The organism is Bacillus sp. FSL K6-3200 (assembly GCF_038630485.1).
GTDB classification, from domain to species: Bacteria; Bacillota; Bacilli; order Bacillales; family Bacillaceae; genus Bacillus; species Bacillus safensis.
In genome coordinates, this window is the sequence record NZ_CP152032.1 from 805139 (window position 1) to 823407 (window position 18269).

Sequence of the window (18269 nt, forward strand, 5' to 3'; positions counted from 1 at the left end):
GTGTTTTGATTAAACGTTTTTCTCCGCAGCCTTCAGCGCACGGGCACCGATGTCACGGCGATAAAATAGACCTGGCTGTATGATTTCTTCAACCGCTTCATACACTCTTGATCTTGCCGCTTCAAATGTATCGTCAAATGCGGTCACATTCGCTACACGGCCGCCATTTGTGACGAATTGATCGTTTTCTTTTTTTGTTCCTGCGTGGAAGGTCACAACATCAGACACAGTCGTTTGCAAGGCACCGATTGGTGTGCCTTTTGCATAGTCTTCTGGGTATCCTTCTGATGCAAGAACCACACTGACAGCCGCAGTGTCTTTCCACTGTAACTCCACATCTTTTCCATCAAGAATATCGAGGAATACTTGGACTAGATCTGATTCAAGACGAGGGAGAACCACTTGCGTTTCAGGGTCGCCAAAGCGTGCATTGAATTCAATCACCTTTGAGCCTTCTGGTGTCAGCATTAAGCCTGCATATAAAATGCCTGTAAATGGACGCCCTTCCTGCACCATCGCGCGTGCTGCCGGTTTGACGACATCTTCCACCGCTTTTTGAACCACTTCATCTGAAATTTGCGGAACTGGTGAATAAGCGCCCATTCCGCCGGTGTTCGGTCCTTTGTCATCTTCAAAGGCCCGTTTGTGATCCTGCGCAATCACCATCGGATACACCTTTTCTCCGTTGACAAAGGCCATGAGTGAAAATTCTTCGCCTGTTAAAAATTCTTCAATGACGACAGATGCACTTGCATCGCCAAACTTTTCATCCTCTAAGAAATCATGCAGACAATCGACCGCCTCTTCAAGCGTCATGGCTACTGTCACGCCTTTTCCTGCGGCAAGCCCGTCTGCTTTAATAACAATCGGCGCACCCTTTTCTTCCACATATGCTTTTGCTTCTTCAAACGATGTAAAGGCAGCGTAAGCGGCTGTTGGGATATCGTAGTTCCTCATTAAGTCTTTTGCAAATTCCTTTGAGCCTTCAATGACCGCAGCTTTTGCATTCGGTCCAAATACTTTTAGACCTGCTTCTTCAAATGCATCAACGACACCTGCGATTAAAGGAACCTCTGGACCGACAATGGTTAAGCCGATTTCGTTTTCTTTTGCAAAATGAATTAATGACTCATGATCGCCTTCGTCGATTGGTACAAGCTTCGCAGCATCTGTCATTCCATCATTGCCGGGTGCGACAAATACTTGGCTGACAAGTTTACTTTGATTCACTTTCCAAGCGATGGTATGCTCTCTTCCGCCTCTGCCGATAATTAGTACGTTCACACTGTCATCCCCTTAATGTTTGAAATGTCTAACGCCAGTGAAGACCATGGCGATGCCGTATTCATCTGCCTTTTGAATCGATTCTTCGTCACGAATAGATCCGCCTGGCTGAATAATCGCTGTGACGCCTGCCTTTGCAGCAGCTTCCACTGTATCGCCCATTGGGAAGAATGCATCAGAGCCTAGTGCGCTTCCTTTTGCCTTTTCACCTGCTTGCTCAATTGCAATGTTAGCTGAGCCGACACGGTTCATTTGACCAGCACCGATCCCTGCTGTCATTTGATCTTTCGCAAGGACAATGGCATTTGATTTCACATGCTTGACTACTTTCCAAGCAAGCTTTAAGTCTTTCCATTCGTCTTCTGTTGGTTCTCTTTTCGTTGGAATAGAGATGGTTGCTTCCTCTAAGCCATACGTGTCAATATCCTGAACAAGTAATCCGCCGTGGACACTTGTCAGCTGCTTTTCTTTTTTCCCGAGATCCGCTTCTACATCTAATGTTAATAGACGAAGGTTCTTTTTCGCCGTTAACACGTCAAGTGCTTCTTGGCTGAACGAAGGAGCGATGACAATTTCTAAGAAAATCGTATGCAGCACATCAGCCGTTTGTTTATCTACTTCACGGTTAAGTGCCACAATGCCGCCAAAAATAGAAGTCTCATCTGCTTTGAATGCTCGGTCAAATGCTTCTGCAATCGTTTCTCCTGTACCAACGCCGCACGGGTTCATATGCTTCACGGCGACAGCTGCTGGCTCCGTGAATTCACGTACAATTTGGAGTGCTGCATCTGCATCTTTAATATTGTTATAGGAAAGTTCTTTACCATGTAATTGCTTTGCAGTAGCCAAAGAACCTTTGGCTGGAAGAGCATTTTCATAGAAAGTCGCCGCTTGGTGCGGATTTTCTCCATAACGAAGGGATTGTTTTTTCTCAAACGTGACAGTGAACTGTTCTGGCTCTGTTTCGCCGACAAAGTTTGTTAAGTAATCCGCAATCAGAGCATCGTAAGCAGCTGTATGACGGAAGACTTTTGCAGCGAGCTCACGTTTTTTCTCAAGTGACACGCCGCCTTCTTTGATTTGCTGAATGACTGTATCATAGTCACGAGGATCGACAATCACGGTTACGTCTTGGTGGTTTTTTGATGCTGCACGAAGCATTCCCGGTCCGCCAATATCAATGTTTTCAATCGCTTCTTCATACGTCACATCGTCTTTTGAGATCGTCTCTTTGAATGGATAAAGATTCACGACAACAAGATCAATCGGCTGAATGCCATGCTTCTCAATCTGTGCCATATGCTCATCGTTTTCTCTCACTGCTAAAAGTCCACCATGAATGTTCGGGTGAAGTGTTTTGAGTCGTCCGTCCATGATTTCAGGGAATCCAGTGACTTCTGAAATTCCAATGACATCAATGCCGTTCTCTTGAAGAAGCTTATGTGTACCTCCAGTTGAAATCACTTCAACACCAAGTTCTGTTAATTCTTTCACAAAAAGTACAAGATTCGTTTTATCGGAAACACTGATTAATGCGCGTTTGATCGTCATGCCTTCGTCACCTCATTAAGATAATTCTAAAAGTGATTTGATCACTTTTGGATATAGTGTGTGTTCTAGTTCATGCATTCTTTTTTCAATCGATTCAAGCTCTTCCCCTTGTTCGATGTAAATCGACGCTTGGTCAATGATCGGACCTGTATCCATGCCTTCATCGACAAAATGGACAGTGATTCCTGCCACTTTGACGCCTGCTTGATAGGCTTGACCAATGGCATCCAGCCCTGGGAAGGCTGGCAGCAAGGACGGGTGAATATTGACAATTTTCCCTCTGAATGCTTCAAGTAATGTCGGACCAATCAGTCTCATATACCCAGCAAGGAAAATCCATTCCACTTCATGCAGCCTAAGCTGTTCAATGATCGTTTGTTCAAAAGCGGCTTTATTCGGAAAAGCCTTCGGGGTAAAGGCAAAGGAGGGAATGCCCTCTTTCTCAGCACGCTCCAGCACCTTTGCACCCGGTTTATCACAAATCACAATGGCGGCCTCTGCCTGCCACTGTTCTTTTTTTAATGTATCTATAATGGCTTGAAAATTCGTCCCGCTTCCAGAGGCGAAGATCGCAAACTTCTTCATGAGAGGCTTCCACCGCCGAATGTGACACCTTCTCCTTTTTGAACACGACCGATGAGAAATGCTTTCTCTCCGTCTTCTTCAAGTTCTCTGATCACTTCGACAAGGTCATCTTCTTTTACCGCTAAGACAAAACCAATGCCCATATTAAACACGTTGAACATTTCTTCTGCCTTTAACTGTCCTTTTTCTTGAATAAAGGAAAAAATTGGCGGTACTGGCCATGAGCCGTTATCAATCTCAATGCCAAGCCCTTCAGGCAGCATACGTGGTAAATTTTCAATAAAGCCGCCGCCTGTCACATGTGCCATGCCGTCAATCTTGCCGGCTTTCACTTGTTTGAGAACGGGCTTCACATAAATTTTGGTCGGTTCAAGAAGTTCTTCTCCAAGCGGTCTTGTAAAAGGTTCATACGTTTGATGCAGGTCCAGACCTGCGTCTTCCAGCAATACTTTACGAACGAGAGAGTACCCATTGCTATGAATTCCGCTTGAGCTGAGTCCAATAAGCAAGTGCCCCTCTTCGATGCTCTCTCCTGTCACGATTTCATCCTTTTCAACGACGCCTACTGAAAAACCAGCAATATCATATTCATCTTCTGTGTAAAGACCCGGCATTTCTGCTGTCTCTCCGCCGACAAGCGCTGAGCCAGACTGCTCACAGCCGTCAGCCACACCTTTGACAATGGATTCAATTTTCAAAGGATCTGCTTTACCAACTGCTAAGTAATCTAAGAAAAAGAGCGGCTCTGCCCCTTGTGCCAGCACATCGTTCACACACATTGCCACGGCATCAACGCCGATCGTATCGTGTTGATCCATTAAAAAGGCAAGCTTTAATTTTGTTCCGACACCATCTGTTCCTGAGACAAGAACGGGCTTTTTGTATGGCAGCTCAGATAAATCAAACATACCGCCAAATCCGCCTAGAGCACCCATAACGCCTGCTCTTTTTGTACGTTCTACGTGTGTTTTCATTCGTTTGACGGCTTCGTATCCTGCTTCGATGTCGACACCGGCGTTTTTATATGCTTCTGACATCCCATTCACTCCTTTTAGCTGCTTCTCTTCCATTTATTTTCAGCAGAATGAAAGAGCAGCATATCAAATCATCTTGACTGCTGCTCCTTTATTCGATTATTTCGTCAGTGCTGTTTCCTTCACATGTGGAAGAACAGTATCTTCATAAATTTCAGTCGGGTATTTCCCAGTAAAGCATGCTAAACATTGACCGCGCTGCGGATCATCATACTTCCTGCCAATCCCGTCCATTAAACCGTCTACAGATAAAAATGCAATGGAGTCTGCACCGATTTCCTGTCTAATTTCTTCCACTGAATGAGAAGAAGCAATCAGCTCTTCATGTGTGGACGTATCAATTCCATAAAAACATGGATGTGCGATTGGAGGTGAACTAATGCGCACATGGACTTCCGTCGCACCCGCTTCTCTTAGCATCGTCACAATGCGGCGGCTCGTTGTTCCGCGTACGATGGAATCATCCACCATCACGACACGTTTTCCTTCGACGACCCCGCGCACAGCAGACAGCTTCATGCGTACGCCCTGCTCACGCAATGCTTGAGACGGCTGAATAAAGGTCCGTCCGACATAACGGTTTTTAATTAAACCGAGCTCATATGGAATACCTGTTGCTTCGGCATATCCAATCGCTGCAGAAATACTCGAATCTGGTACACCTGTCACAACATCCGCTTCGACATGTGCTTCCTCGGCAAGCTTTTTGCCAAGGTTCTTTCTCGCACTATGCACGTTGATGCCATTGATATTGCTGTCAGGTCTTGAGAAATAAATGTATTCCATACTGCACATGCTGCGGTTAATGTTCATGGAGAAGCGTTCAGATTTCAGGCCTTCATCATTAATGATCAGCATTTCTCCAGGCTCCACATCTCGTAAATACGTGGCACCGACAACATCAAATGCACATGTTTCAGAAGCAACCACATACGCGTCCCCAAGCATACCAAGTGAAAGCGGACGTAAGCCATTCGGATCAAGTGCCACAATCATTTCTGTTTCCGTCATAATTAAGAAAGCATATGCTCCTTTAAGCATGGACAGGGCATTCTTGATCTGCTCTTTCAATTCAATATAGCCGCTGCGCTTAATTAAATGAGCGAGCACTTCAGTGTCAGAAGATGTCTGGAATATACTCCCCTGGTTCTCTAGCTGCTGCTTTAATTGCGTTGCATTCACTAAGTTCCCATTATGAGCAAGGGCAAGACTGCCGTTGTTTTGCGAGCGGAAGAAGAGGGGCTGCACATTTTCAAAGCCGCCTCCGCCTGCTGTCGCATACCGAACGTGTCCGATCGCACCTTTTCCTTTTAAATCCTTTAGCTCACCGTTTTGAAAGACTTCCGTAATCAGTCCAAGGCCTTTATGTGCCGTCAGGTTTTCACCATCTGTTGCAATGATTCCCGCACCCTCTTGTCCTCGGTGCTGAAGACTATGCAATCCGTAATATGTGATTTGCGGGGCTTCTTCGTGTCCCCAAACCCCAAAGACGCCACACTCTTCGTTTAAGCCTCTGATTTCAGCAAGCATGGGATCGCTCCTTTCCATGCGCGTTCAAGCTCGTTGACCGCTGCATGAATCCATTGTTGTCCTTCTTGATTTTTGACAGTGAATACACCATCATTTGTGACCGTTCCAACTTCTTTCGCATCTTTGACAGCCGCAGCAAACGCTTCGCGGTGCTCTGGTTTCACTGTGACAACAAAACGTGACTGTGTTTCACTGAATAATGAAGCTTCGCTGTTTAAATCAATTTGGATATGAGCGCCAAGACCGTCTGTTCCAAATGTACTTTCAGCAAGTGCGACACCAAGACCGCCTTCAGACACATCGTGAGCTGATTGAACAAGTCCGTTTTGAATCGCAGCAAGAAGGGCTTCCTGACGCGTAAGCTCTACATCCAAATCAATTTCTGGTGCTTTTCCGTAAATACGGCCTTCTGTCATCTTTTGAAGTTCACTGCCTGCGAATTCTTCCTTCGTCTCACCAATGACGAAAATCACATCGCCAGCCTGCTGGAACGACTGCGTCGTAATATGAGCTGTATCTTCAACCAAACCAACCATCCCAATGACTGGTGTTGGGTAAATCGCTGTTCCATTTGATTCGTTATATAAAGAGACGTTACCACCGATAACCGGTGTGCTTAGCTTGCGGCATGCTTCGCTAATACCGTCAGCAGATTTTTCAATTTGCCAGAAAATTTCTGGTTTCTCTGGATTACCGAAGTTTAAGTTATCTGTTACTGCAAGCGGACGAGCGCCTGAGCACACAATGTTACGTGCTGCTTCTGCGACTGCGATTTTCCCGCCGACTTCTGGATCAAGGTAGAGATAACGTGCGTTACAATCGGTTGTCATCGCAAGGGCTTTTTTCGTTCCACGGATTCTTAAAACGCCCGCATCAGAGCCTGGTGCAACGACTGTATTTGTCCGAACCATGTAGTCATATTGATCATAAACCCATTCTTTACTTGCAATTGTTGGCTGCTGAAGGAGCTGCTTTAACGTGTCGGCTGCATCTGTGATAGCAGGTGCTTCAACTTTTGTTTCTAAAAACTCACGATAGTATGCAGGCTCACTTGACGGTTTGTGATAAACCGGCGCTTCTTCTGCAAGTGCATCAACAGGAAGCTCACATACCACTTCACCTTGATGAAGTAAACGAAGCATTTTATCGTCTGTCACATGACCAACTGATACTGCTTCAAGATCGTATTTTTCAAAAATATCAATGATTTCTTGTTCACGGCCTTTTTCAATGACCAGAAGCATTCTCTCTTGAGATTCAGACAGCATCATTTCATATGCTGACATGCCTGTTTCACGCTGCGGGATAAGATCTAAATTCATCTCGATACCAGAACCTGCTTTACTCGCCATTTCCGCACTTGAGCTTGTTAAGCCAGCCGCTCCCATATCCTGAATTCCAACGAGTGCATCGTTTTTGATGACTTCAAGGCACGCTTCAAGCAACAGTTTTTCCATGAACGGATCACCGACTTGAACTGCTGAGCGTTTTTCTTCTGATTCATCAGAAAATTCTTCAGACGCAAATGTTGCACCATGAATCCCGTCACGGCCCGTTTTGGCACCAACGTACATGACCGTGTTGCCGACACCTTTGGCCTGCCCTTTTTTAATGTCTTCATGATTGATTAATCCAACACACATTGCATTTACGAGCGGGTTGCCTTCATAGCTTTGATCGAAATGAACCTCTCCGCCGACTGTTGGAATTCCGATACAGTTTCCATAGCCTGCGATCCCTGCCACTACTTCTTCAAACAAGTACTTCACGCGCGGTGAAGTCAGTTCACCAAAACGAAGAGAGTTTAATACAGCAATTGGACGCGCACCCATGGAGAATACATCACGGATAATTCCGCCGACACCTGTCGCCGCTCCTTGATACGGTTCAATCGCAGATGGATGGTTATGTGATTCGATTTTAAATACAACCGCTTGGTTGTCTCCAATATCAACGATCCCAGCGCCTTCCCCAGGACCTTGAAGGACGTGCTCTCCTTTTGTCGGGAATTTGCTTAAAACAGGCTTTGAGTTTTTATAACTGCAATGCTCTGACCACATGACAGAAAAAATACCCGTTTCTGTGTAGTTTGGCAGCCTGCCAATAATGGATTCGATTAAAGCGAATTCTTCATCACTCAATCCCATTTGCTGATACAATTTCTCTTCTTTAATTTGCTTGTGACTTGGTTCAAGCAGTAGTGACATGAGTGTCCCTCCAATTTTTCACGATAGATTGAAACAATTTAAGTCCGTCTGCGCTGCCTAGTAATGAATCAACCGCGCGCTCAGGGTGCGGCATCATGCCGAGTACATTGCCCTCTTCATTCGTTACACCTGCAATACGATTCACACTGCCGTTAATATCGTCTCCATAAGTGAAAGCGATTTGGCCACGTTCAATGAGCTTCGCTAGAGTGTCTTCATCACAGTAGAAGTTGCCTTCACCGTGCGCTACAGGAATAGTAATGGATTCGCCTTTTTGATAACCGCTTGTAAATTGCGTTTCGTTGTTTTCTACAATGAGTTCAACTGGACGACAGATAAATTTCAAGTCTTTATTTCGTCTCATCGCACCCGGAAGAATGCCTAGCTCCTGAAGAATTTGGAACCCGTTACAAACACCAAGAACAGGTTTTCCTTCCTCAGCTGCTTTCTTCACCGCCGGCATGATGTTTGAGAAGCGGGCGATCGCACCACATCTTAAGTAATCCCCATAAGAGAAACCGCCTGGTACGAGTACACCGTCAAATCCGTCAAGACTCGTTTCGTCGTGCCATACATATTCAACTTGTTCACCTAACTCATCTTGAATCGCATGGTACATATCGATATCACAGTTAGAGCCAGGCAAGACGATCACTGCAAACTTCACTGTGCGACAACCTCCTCCACCTCATAGCGGTAATCTTCAATCACCGTGTTGGCAAGTAATTTTTCGCACATTTCTTTGACGACTGTGTCTAAATCACGATCTGATTTTTCAATGACAAGCTCCATGTATTTCCCGATACGGACATCCTTTACTTCCTGATAAGACATGCTGTGCAAAGCGTGCTGCACGGCACTTCCTTGTGGATCAAGAACGCTCTCTTTTAAGCTGACAAAAATTTTCACTTTATACATGTTTATGGCCTCCAAGTCTTTTGAAAATTTCTTCGTATGCATTCGTTAAGCCGCCCAGGTTTCGTCTGAACACGTCTTTATCAAGCTTTTCGTTTGTATCTTTGTCCCAAAGCCTGCACGTATCAGGTGAAATCTCATCAGCTAGCAAAATACGATTCTCGTGATCTATTCCGAATTCAAGCTTGAAATCAATTAAATTCACATGGCAGTCTGAGAAGATTTGTTTTAACTCTTCATTCACTTGTCTTGTGATTTGTTTCATTTCCTCGACCTGCTCTGGTGTCGCTGCATCTAAAATGCGGATATGATCTTCTGTAATGAGCGGATCGCCGAGCGCATCATCTTTGTAGTAAAACTCAATCAAAGGTGTGTTCAGTTTCGTTCCCTCTGGAATGCCGAGGCGTTTTGACATACTGCCTGCCACTACATTTCGTACAACCACTTCAAGCGGAACAATCTGCACCTTTTGAATGAGCTGCTCTGTTTCAGAAAGGCGTTTCACAAAGTGATTGTTGATTCCTTTCTCATGCAGCATTTGAAAGATTAAGCTCGAAATTTCATTGTTCAATCTGCCTTTGCCTTCAATTTCGGCTTTCTTTTCGCCGTTAAATGCTGTAGCTGAGTCTTTATATTCAACATATAAAATATGCTCGTCATCGGTCTGATAGATTCTTTTCGCTTTGCCTTCGTAGAGAAGTTCTTGTTTCACAGTCATTCAGGTTGGCCTCCTAATTTGAATGTTGGCAATTTTCAGGATTGGGCGCCTGGCGAGCAGGCGGCCCATTTCTTACGCAAGACCTAGACGTTCGAAAATCATATCGACATTTTTCAAATGATAGTTGTAATCGAAGCAGTCAGCGATTTGTTCAGGTGTTAAGCGTGACGTGATTTTTTCTTCTGCTTCTACTAATGAACGGAACGGTACTTGCTTCTCCCACGCTTCCATTGCCTTTGGCTGAACCGTGTCATATGCCTCTTCACGTGCCATGCCTGTATCGATTAATGCAAGAAGAACGCGCTGTGAGTAAATTAAGCCAAGTGTGCGGTCCATGTTGCGTTTCATGTTTTCAGGGAAAACCGTTAAGTTTTTCACGATGTTTGAGAAACGGTTGAGCATGTAGTTCAGTGCAATCGTTGCATCTGGTAAAATGATGCGCTCAGCAGATGAATGAGAAATATCACGCTCATGCCAAAGCGGTACATTTTCATAAGCTGTCAGCATATATCCACGGATCACGCGGGCAATTCCCGTCATATTCTCAGAACCGATTGGGTTACGCTTATGCGGCATTGCTGATGATCCTTTTTGTCCTTTTGCAAAGAACTCTTCTACTTCACGTGTTTCACTCTTTTGAAGACCACGAATTTCAACAGCAAATTTCTCAATGCTCGTTGCCACTAAAGCAAGAGTAGCCATGTAATCTGCATGGCGGTCACGCTGCAAGGTTTGGGTTGAAATTGGTGCAGCTTTGATGCCAAGTTTCTCACATACATATTGCTCAACAAACGGGTCGATGTTCGCATATGTGCCAACAGCTCCAGAGATTTTGCCATATTCAATGCCAGCTTTTGCTTGTTTAAAACGTTCTAGGTTACGCTTCATTTCTTCGTACCAAAGACCAAGCTTCAGGCCAAATGTTGTCGGTTCAGCGTGTACACCGTGTGTACGACCCATCATGACGGTATATTTGTGCTCTTTTGCTTTTTCTTTTAGTATGTCAACAAATCTCTCAATGTCCTTGAGCAAGATATCGTTCGCCTGTTTTAATAAATATGAAAGCGCCGTATCCACTACGTCTGTCGATGTTAACCCGTAATGAACCCACTTTCTTTCTTCTCCTAGAGATTCAGAGACAGCACGCGTAAAGGCAACCACGTCGTGGCGCGTGTCTTGTTCAATCTCTAAAATACGTCCAATATCAAAGCTTGCATTCTTGCGCATTGTCACAACGTCTTCTTTCGGAATGACACCAAGCTCTGCCCAAGCTTCACAAGCGAGAATTTCTACTTCAAGCCATGCATTAAATTTGTTTTCCTCTGTCCAGATTGCTGACATTTCTGGTCGTGCGTAACGTTCGATCATTTCCCGTTTCCTCCATCTCTTTCAGTCCATATCTTTGTGATGTTTGTCATCCACTCATCATCGAGCTGTTTCATAAACGTCATATGCCCCATCTTGCGGCCGGCTTTTACTTCATGCTTTCCATATAGATAAAGCTTCGCTTCTTTGAGAAGCTCAGGATGCTCTTTTGGAATGTCCACTTCATCGCCTAATAAATTCACCATCATTCCCTCTGATAAAAGGGCTGTACCGCCAAGCGGCAAACCACATATAGCGCGGACGTGCTGTTCAAACTGACTCGTCTCACATAAATCGAGCGTATAATGACCAGAATTATGCGGGCGCGGTGCCAGTTCATTGACGAGCAGCTTTCCGTCATTTGTCAGGAACAGTTCTACAGCAAGAGTACCAACCAGCCCCAGCTTTTCAGCCAGTGTTGTTGCCAGTTCTTTCGCCTTCTCCTGAATGCGGTTCTCTACCCTTGCAGGCACAATGCTTTGGAACAAAACATTATGCTTATGAATGTTCTCAGCGACTGGGAATACTGCAATCTCTCCATGAACAGAACGAGTGACGATCACCGAGAGCTCCATTTGGAATGGAACCCAGCTTTCTAAAATACAAGTTCCATGTGTGAGCAGTGCAGCTGCTTCCTTAAGCTGTCCTTTTTCTTTGATGACGTACTGTCCTTTTCCGTCGTAGCCGCCTCTGCATGTTTTCAGCACGGCTGGCAAACCGAGCACGTCCACTGCGTTTTCCAGCTCTTTTTCATCGCCAATGATGCGGTAAGGCGCTACTTCACAGCCTGCGTCTACAATCCCTTTTTTCTCGGTCTCACGATTTTGAGTTAAAAGAAGAAGGTCGCTTCCTTGTGGTAAATAGGCTTCTTCCTTCAGCTGATTGAGTGCATCATAGTCAATATTTTCAAACTCATAAGTCACCACATCGCTGATGTCTGCCAGCTTTCGAATCGCTTCAAGGTCACTATATGCGGCTGTGATTTCTTTATCGGCAACCTGTCCGCAAGGAGATTGTGCGACTGGGTCTAAAACTGCTGCCCGGTACCCCATTTGCTTTGCGCTGACAGCCATATATCTGCCAAGCTGTCCGCCGCCAATGATCCCGATGGTTGCGTTTGGAAAAATGGTCTGCTTAGCCAAGCTGATCACTGCTTTCTAGTACAGTCTGTTTTGTCTGCTCTCTTCTTTCTTCAAGGCGAGCTGCGATCGTTTCATCAAATGCTGAAATCATTTGTGCGGCAAGAAGGCCTGCATTTGTTGCACCGGCTTTGCCAATTGCTACTGTAGCAACTGGTACACCGCCTGGCATTTGAACGATGGATAATAAGGAATCCAGCCCGTTTAGTGCCTTTGATTGTACAGGCACACCAATGACCGGCAGTGTCGTTTTTGCTGCGACCATCCCCGGTAAATGTGCTGCGCCTCCAGCACCGGCAATGATGACCTTTAGTCCTTTACCTCTTGCTTCAGTCGCATATTCAAACATCAAGTCAGGTGTCCGGTGTGCGGATACTACCTGTTTTTCGTACGGAATGTTTAATTCCTCTAAGATGTCGCACGCATTTTTCATTGTTTCCCAATCAGATGTACTTCCCATGATGACACCTACAAGCGGCTTCATTTTGTCCCCACCTTTAAGCTGATATTCGATTTTGTATCGTTTGACACGCTTCCCAAACCTAAGCAGCTTGTCAAACGCCGAACAAAAAGGCCCGATTTGCATTGCATTGTTAGGAAGCAACACAAACCGGGCCATGGTAAGCGCTGTTCGCTTTTGAATTGCCATGTCAGTTTTGTTCACTATCCTGCATAGTCCAGTCATTTACGGTAACTGGGTAGAAACTTATGGGCCATATTCCCAAGATTATATGAGGCTCGTGTTTTGATTTCATGTTTATCTTAACAACGGATGTTCATGATGTCAACGGATTTATCGAACAATCTATGAAGTCGTCGTTTTAATGTTCGGATTTAGACTATTTTTCCTTCAAATACGATTTTTTTCCCAATCGGAATGATCTGAATCGACCCATTTTCCTTCTTTTCCTGAAAAATCGGTTCCTCCATTCGTCGGACAGGCGAGTAGCCTTCCGCTGCCATCTGGGATAACACTTGATCAATCGTCATGTTGTCTTCCACATAGAATTTTTTCTTCTTTGGTTTTGCGGTCATTCTTTAATTCTCCTTTTCTTCACAGCCTTCACCCAGAAGCCGCCATGAATCGATTTGGGCTCATATGAAATGATAAACGCCTTTGAATCCAGCGTCTTAATCGTTTCATATAATTGCAGTTCATATTTTCTCGGTGTTAAAATTTGCAATGCTGTCCGGTCTCCTTCAAGACCGCCTGCTACCCAGCTGGTGACACCATATCCTTTTTCTCTCAATTGTCTTGGGAGATCGACATCCAATTCTTTTGTGATCACGTTAACAGTTGTGTAGCCAAGTGCCAGCTTCTCTTCAATTTTCATCCCGACAATGATCCCCATCCCATAACCTAGCGCATACGCAATGACATTTTGTATTTGATCTAAGTTATCTAGAACGATACTTAACCCAATGACATAAATGAGCATTTCGATCGTACCCGCAAAAGCAGCTGCGTACCGTCTGCCTTTCATCGTTAAAATCAAACGCATGGTGGAAAAAGAAACATAGACAATATTAATCACTAAAATGATTAAAACCATGGTGAACGCATTGGATAAAAGTTGTTGAAGCACGATTCGAACCCCCTGCACTAAAAAATCAAATAAAGCACCCCATATTCTACTAGAGAACATACCTTGATACAATCAAATTTACGCGATAAAAACACATATATCTTTCGACAACAAGGGTGGTCTTTGTTACCAAGAGTTTACCCGTTTTTTTCTCTTCTCAACATGAAAACCCCCTTTTTCAAAAAAGGAGGTTTTCAGTGTGTTTTATCCGAATCGAACAGGAACAAGTGATGGAATCAAATACTCCCCAACTATGCCCCAGAGCAGCGCAATGATGACAAGCTCAACCAATAAAAAGACCCAGCCGGCATACATCAAATCTCCACGTTCGGCATCATGCTCCGATTGAATCGAGCGAAAGAGCACGATCGCAATCAACTGAAGGCCGACAAACATCATCACGGATAATATGACGGTCACATATGGAATATTCAGCATGGCAAATACAAGCCAAAGGATGGATAAAACCAAAACCGGCACAAGCGCAGCGCCAAACTTCATGATCACTTCTTTCAGTGATATGTTGCCTTTTAGCATGTACTTTCCGAGCAGCCAGACGGTAAGCATCATCAATGTCAACACAATGAGTGTAAAGACCGCTACCTTCAAAAAGGCGTCGCCAAAAGAATAATGAATGCCAAAGCCTAATAAGCGGGTCTTTGACGCCTTTAATTGAACATAGTTGCCTAAAGCAAAAAACACGCTGAATAACACAATCGATATCCAGGCGTACTTCATACGCAATGTTTCCGCTTGATTGATGGCCTGGCTCGGTGATTTTAACATCGCCAGTCCATATGAACCATAACGCTTAAACGCGCCTCCTGCACCTTGCAGTACACGCTGGATAGCTGAACGCTCATCATCCGCTGATTTTGAGGTTCTTCCACGTTTTGCAGCGCTGCGGCTGAGGCGGGATTGCCTTGTTTCTTGATCTATTGATGACTCTTCGTTTTTCTTTTCAGATGTCCCCTGATCTTGATCTTTCTCTAACATCTCATATCAACTCCTATCCAATCCTTACAGGCTCAAGTAAATGATCTGTTCGGATGACTCCTCTTAAAGTAGCGGAGTCTCTCTATTCAGTCAAGATTCCTTGACGTTCATACGAATAGACGGATAAAAGGCAGCAGAGGTTTTAAATAAGACAAAACAAAAAAGCTGACGGCCTCCATCAGCTTTTTATCAATGTTGACATTCATGGTCAACGATATTGACTCCGCTTTCCTTGCTGGACCCGGAGATTCTCCTGATGAGCGGGGAACCGAGTCTTTTTGGTCGTATCAACCTGTGTAATATGTCCATTATGAATGGTGATGACCACTGATCCATAGTCGATCCCTTTTAAGGCAGATAAAATATAATTCAGCTTTTGTTCATCCATCGCTCATCCCCCTATTTTTGTTTTCGCTCTTTTAAATAGAGAACCTCATTTTCCAGCTCATGAATCGTGTAATGCATGAGCGCTTCCTGTTTTTCTTCATGCCCCCATAAAAGGAGCTTTTGAATCAGCACCTGCTTTTTTCGTTCAATCACCTGTCTAAGCCAGCGTGACAAAAGACATCTCCTCCCCTTTTGAATGTCTGCAAGAAAAAAAGGCACCCTGAAACCTTCTATTAAAAGGAAATCAAAGCGCCTTTGGTGATCCAATCAGCGAATTATGTCTTTTTATCATAAACACATAATTCCTATAAGTCAACTATGTTTTGATTTTTTTAACAAAAAAACAGCAGCTTCCATGAGCTGCTGTTTCAAATGTTCAATTAATGATTTAAGAAAGCAAAATATAGAATAAAGATGACAAACAATCCGTACATAATTGGATGTACTTCTTTCGCTTTCCCTTTAAAGATCATCGTAATCGGGTAGAAAATAAAGCCAACCGCAATCCCTGTTGCAATACTGTATGTCAGTGGCATCATAATCATCGTTAAGAAAGCTGGTACCGCAATTTCAAAACGATCCCATGCAATCTTCGCCAGCGGAGCGACCATCAGCGCACCGACAATGATTAAAGCAGGTGCTGTCACATTCGATGTAACGATGGATAAAAGTGGTGAGAAGAACATCGCAAGCAAGAAGAAAATGCCTGTAACGACAGCTGCAAAACCAGAACGCGCACCAGCAGCAACACCTGAGCTAGATTCAACATAAGATGTCGTTGTAGATGTACCAAGAATAGAACCTACAACAATAGAAGAAGAATCCGCCAGAAGCGCTCTTCCTGCACGAGGCAGCTCATTATTTTTCATTAAACCAGCCTGTGTTGCCACAGCCACAAGTGTACCAGCTGTATCAAAGAACCCAACGAATAGGAACGTTAAAATCACGACAAGCATTTGAATGGAGAATATTTCTGGTAAGTGAATCAAGGCTTGACCAAAGGTTGGAGACAAGCTTGGAATACTTCCCACAATCTGAGACGGTACTGGTATAAGACCAAAAATCATCCCGGCAATAGCAGTCACAAGCATCCCAATGAAGACACCTGCATTCACTCGAAGAACCATTAAAATGACCGTCACAACAATACCAAACACTGTTAACAGGACAGGACCGCTATGAATGTTTCCAATCGAAACGAGCGTATTATCATTATTGGCGATAATGCCAGAGCCTTGCAGACCGACAAACGTAATGAACAAACCAATACCTGCACCAACCGCCAGCTTCAGCTCAGCCGGAATGGCATTGATGATTTTTTCACGGAAACCTGTTAAAGAAAGAGCAACGAAAATCAATCCTGAAACAAACACACCTGAAAGTGCTGCTTCCCATTTGATACCCATGCCAAGCACAACCGAAAAGGCGAAGAACGCATTCAGACCCATACCGGGTGCAATCGCAATCGGATACCTGGCGATCAATCCCATCAGAATACACCCTGCAGCAGAAGCTAACGCCGTTGCTGTAAAGACTGCCCCCTGATCAATTCGTAATTTATCTGGAAAATCCGGCACAGACACTAATGCAAGTGTGATCGGATTAACAAACAGAATGTAAGCCATCGACAAAAATGTGGTTAAACCACCGATGATCTCTCTGCGGTAATTCGTACCTAACTCATCAAACTGAAAAAACTGTTTCAAGCCAACTGACTCCCTTCATGTCCTTTTGCTTTAGTCTGTCCCATTCACTAGTCAAATAAAAAACGCCCCAACAATTTTGGGACGCTTGACTACATATGTGAATTCAGACTGTGACATAAAACAAGAACAATGCATGATTTATATCAAACGAGTGTGAATTGACGTAGTCAAGCCATTTACGGTAGCTTGGTAGAAACTTGCGGGCCATATCCCCGCGATTATACGACTTCTATCTATTTGATTTCTGTGTCTATTGTACCAACTTCATTTTTAAAATACAATACGAAAAGCGAACATTTTTCAAAGAAATGTCCGCTTCATTCGTCTTATTACACGAATTTGGAAATTCACATCTAGTTCTTTATACACCCTTCCCCAAATCCTTCTCTTTTGCAAAAACCGCTTCGGCTACATGGAAAAACTCTTTCACTGCCGGAGAAGCTTGAGAGAGCGACGGACAGGCAAGCGCAACCTCACGATGATGAGAGACATTCAGCTGGCGAATATGCACAAGCTGCTGCGTTTTTAAAAATAACTCCGGGCCTATTGTGACGCCAAGTCCTTCCCCGACCATACGGGCAATGGTCGTACAATCATGAACTTCAAATAAAACAGCTGGCTTCATTTGCGCCTCCGAAAAAATATCCTCTACATGTGATTGATACATGCCAGTCGGCATAATAAATGGTTCATCCGCCAAATCTGTTATATCTACAATGGGCTGCTGTTCATATCGATGATTTGGGTGATAGGCGACCACCATCTCATCTTTCATAAGCGGCAGTAAATCAAAGGCTTCATCCGCATGGCCTTTCACAACAAATCCAACATCAATGATGCTTGAATCCAGCCACTCCAATATTTCTTCATACGTTCCCTCATAGAATTTAAATTCGATTTTCGGATGTTTTTTCTGATAGCTCACAAGCAGTTTAGGCAATAAACAAGCCGAGGCACTGGCAAATGTGCCGATACGAATCAAACCCGTTTCAATATTTTTCGTTAACGCAATTTCTTGCTGGATTTTCTCCACTCTATTTAACACTTCTCTAATATGCGGGAGAAGCGTTTGACCAATGTCCGTCAGCATAATGCCCTTCTTTCGGTCACGAATGAATAAAGACACGCCCCACTCTGACTCTAAATTCGCCACTGCATGACTGACAGCGGACTGCGTCATATTTAATGCTTCAGCTGCTGCTGTAAAACTGCCAAGCTCCACAACTTTTGCGATAATATCAAAGCGAACAAAGCTCATGAGTATTT

19 protein-coding genes and 2 riboswitches are annotated in these 18269 nt (G+C 44.2%); all 19 genes read right to left on the reverse strand.

The features are described 5' to 3' along the window. Nucleotides 1-9: 9 nt before the first annotated feature. Nucleotides 10-1284: a phosphoribosylamine--glycine ligase gene (gene purD / locus MHI60_RS04150; protein ID WP_144485814.1), complete on the reverse strand. Its 1275-nt coding sequence runs from the start codon at nucleotides 1282-1284 to the stop codon at nucleotides 10-12. Between the two features lie 12 nt (nucleotides 1285-1296). After that, a complete protein-coding gene (purH, locus tag MHI60_RS04155) occupies nucleotides 1297-2835 on the reverse strand; it encodes a bifunctional phosphoribosylaminoimidazolecarboxamide formyltransferase/IMP cyclohydrolase (protein WP_144485816.1) in 1539 nt (512 codons plus the stop codon). 15 nt (nucleotides 2836-2850) lie between these two features. Then, nucleotides 2851-3420 (reverse strand): phosphoribosylglycinamide formyltransferase, encoded by a 570-nt coding sequence (gene purN, locus MHI60_RS04160; protein ID WP_095407892.1) that lies wholly within the window; start codon nucleotides 3418-3420, stop codon nucleotides 2851-2853. Next, nucleotides 3417-4457, reverse strand: a complete 1041-nt coding sequence (gene purM, locus MHI60_RS04165; RefSeq protein WP_144472577.1) for a phosphoribosylformylglycinamidine cyclo-ligase — start codon at nucleotides 4455-4457, stop codon at nucleotides 3417-3419. Before purM ends, purN begins: the two co-directional genes overlap by 4 nt. Nucleotides 4458-4553: 96 nt before the next feature. Beyond that, the gene (gene purF, locus MHI60_RS04170; protein WP_039183010.1) at nucleotides 4554-5984 is read right to left on the reverse strand and encodes an amidophosphoribosyltransferase; all 1431 of its coding nucleotides are present in this window, start codon (nucleotides 5982-5984) and stop codon (nucleotides 4554-4556) included. Then, nucleotides 5960-8191, reverse strand: a complete 2232-nt coding sequence (gene purL, locus MHI60_RS04175; protein WP_044335226.1) for a phosphoribosylformylglycinamidine synthase subunit PurL — start codon at nucleotides 8189-8191, stop codon at nucleotides 5960-5962. Before purL ends, purF begins: the two co-directional genes overlap by 25 nt. Then, a complete protein-coding gene (purQ, locus tag MHI60_RS04180) occupies nucleotides 8175-8858 on the reverse strand; it encodes a phosphoribosylformylglycinamidine synthase subunit PurQ (protein WP_024424510.1) in 684 nt (227 codons plus the stop codon). The genes purL and purQ overlap by 17 nt, the downstream gene beginning before the upstream one ends. Continuing rightward, nucleotides 8855-9109, reverse strand: a complete 255-nt coding sequence (gene purS, locus MHI60_RS04185; RefSeq protein WP_003214349.1) for a phosphoribosylformylglycinamidine synthase subunit PurS — start codon at nucleotides 9107-9109, stop codon at nucleotides 8855-8857. The genes purQ and purS overlap by 4 nt, the downstream gene beginning before the upstream one ends. Beyond that, complete coding sequence (purC, locus tag MHI60_RS04190) at nucleotides 9102-9824, reverse strand: phosphoribosylaminoimidazolesuccinocarboxamide synthase (protein WP_144472579.1); 723 nt, start codon at nucleotides 9822-9824, stop codon at nucleotides 9102-9104. The genes purS and purC overlap by 8 nt, the downstream gene beginning before the upstream one ends. 72 nt (nucleotides 9825-9896) lie before the next feature. Next, nucleotides 9897-11192, reverse strand: coding sequence for an adenylosuccinate lyase (gene purB, locus MHI60_RS04195; RefSeq protein ID WP_024426701.1), 1296 nt, complete (start codon nucleotides 11190-11192; stop codon nucleotides 9897-9899). Then, the gene (purK, locus tag MHI60_RS04200; protein ID WP_144472581.1) at nucleotides 11189-12331 is read right to left on the reverse strand and encodes a 5-(carboxyamino)imidazole ribonucleotide synthase; all 1143 of its coding nucleotides are present in this window, start codon (nucleotides 12329-12331) and stop codon (nucleotides 11189-11191) included. Before purK ends, purB begins: the two co-directional genes overlap by 4 nt. Then, nucleotides 12324-12812, reverse strand: coding sequence for a 5-(carboxyamino)imidazole ribonucleotide mutase (gene purE, locus MHI60_RS04205; RefSeq protein ID WP_039183007.1), 489 nt, complete (start codon nucleotides 12810-12812; stop codon nucleotides 12324-12326). The genes purK and purE overlap by 8 nt, the downstream gene beginning before the upstream one ends. Before the next feature lie 169 nt (nucleotides 12813-12981). Beyond that, nucleotides 12982-13083, reverse strand: a riboswitch (purine riboswitch). Between the two features lie 79 nt (nucleotides 13084-13162). Next, entirely contained in the window at nucleotides 13163-13363 is a 201-nt protein-coding gene (locus MHI60_RS04210; RefSeq protein WP_012009137.1) for an NETI motif-containing protein, read from the reverse strand. Beyond that, nucleotides 13360-13914 (reverse strand): DUF2179 domain-containing protein, encoded by a 555-nt coding sequence (locus MHI60_RS04215; protein WP_024424505.1) that lies wholly within the window; start codon nucleotides 13912-13914, stop codon nucleotides 13360-13362. Before MHI60_RS04215 ends, MHI60_RS04210 begins: the two co-directional genes overlap by 4 nt. A gap of 204 nt (nucleotides 13915-14118) precedes the next feature. Beyond that, nucleotides 14119-14910, reverse strand: a complete 792-nt coding sequence (locus MHI60_RS04220; protein WP_144485818.1) for a hypothetical protein — start codon at nucleotides 14908-14910, stop codon at nucleotides 14119-14121. A 208-nt stretch (nucleotides 14911-15118) separates the two neighbouring features. After that, nucleotides 15119-15298, reverse strand: a complete 180-nt coding sequence (locus tag MHI60_RS04225) for a YezD family protein (protein WP_024424503.1) — start codon at nucleotides 15296-15298, stop codon at nucleotides 15119-15121. Between the two features lie 11 nt (nucleotides 15299-15309). Beyond that, nucleotides 15310-15471, reverse strand: a complete 162-nt coding sequence (locus tag MHI60_RS04230; protein ID WP_166644707.1) for a hypothetical protein — start codon at nucleotides 15469-15471, stop codon at nucleotides 15310-15312. A 206-nt stretch (nucleotides 15472-15677) separates the two neighbouring features. Next, the gene (locus tag MHI60_RS04235) at nucleotides 15678-17003 is read right to left on the reverse strand and encodes an NCS2 family permease (RefSeq protein ID WP_095407886.1); all 1326 of its coding nucleotides are present in this window, start codon (nucleotides 17001-17003) and stop codon (nucleotides 15678-15680) included. Nucleotides 17004-17147: 144 nt separating this feature from the next. Continuing rightward, a riboswitch (purine riboswitch) is annotated at nucleotides 17148-17249 on the reverse strand. 115 nt (nucleotides 17250-17364) lie between these two features. Continuing rightward, nucleotides 17365-18261: a LysR family transcriptional regulator gene (locus MHI60_RS04240; protein WP_144485820.1), complete on the reverse strand. Its 897-nt coding sequence runs from the start codon at nucleotides 18259-18261 to the stop codon at nucleotides 17365-17367. Nucleotides 18262-18269 lie beyond the last annotated feature (8 nt).

Bases quoted from the DNA above. Each gene is read 5' to 3' on its own strand.
- purH (WP_144485816.1), bottom strand. From the start codon at position 2,835: ATGACGATCAAACGCGCATTAATCAGTGTTTCCGATAAAACGAATCTT.
- purN (WP_095407892.1), bottom strand. From the start codon at position 3,420: ATGAAGAAGTTTGCGATCTTCGCCTCTGGAAGCGGGACGAATTTTCAA.
- purM (WP_144472577.1), bottom strand. From the start codon at position 4,457: ATGTCAGAAGCATATAAAAACGCCGGTGTCGACATCGAAGCAGGATAC.
- purF (WP_039183010.1), bottom strand. From the start codon at position 5,984: ATGCTTGCTGAAATCAGAGGCTTAAACGAAGAGTGTGGCGTCTTTGGG.
- purL (WP_044335226.1), bottom strand. From the start codon at position 8,191: ATGTCACTACTGCTTGAACCAAGTCACAAGCAAATTAAAGAAGAGAAA.
- purS (WP_003214349.1), bottom strand. From the start codon at position 9,109: ATGTATAAAGTGAAAATTTTTGTCAGCTTAAAAGAGAGCGTTCTTGAT.
- purC (WP_144472579.1), bottom strand. From the start codon at position 9,824: ATGACTGTGAAACAAGAACTTCTCTACGAAGGCAAAGCGAAAAGAATC.
- purB (WP_024426701.1), bottom strand. From the start codon at position 11,192: ATGATCGAACGTTACGCACGACCAGAAATGTCAGCAATCTGGACAGAG.
- purE (WP_039183007.1), bottom strand. From the start codon at position 12,812: ATGAAGCCGCTTGTAGGTGTCATCATGGGAAGTACATCTGATTGGGAA.
- MHI60_RS04210 (WP_012009137.1), bottom strand. From the start codon at position 13,363: ATGACCGCAAAACCAAAGAAGAAAAAATTCTATGTGGAAGACAACATG.
- MHI60_RS04220 (WP_144485818.1), bottom strand. From the start codon at position 14,910: ATGTTAGAGAAAGATCAAGATCAGGGGACATCTGAAAAGAAAAACGAA.
- MHI60_RS04225 (WP_024424503.1), bottom strand. From the start codon at position 15,298: ATGGATGAACAAAAGCTGAATTATATTTTATCTGCCTTAAAAGGGATC.
- MHI60_RS04240 (WP_144485820.1), bottom strand. From the start codon at position 18,261: ATGAGCTTTGTTCGCTTTGATATTATCGCAAAAGTTGTGGAGCTTGGC.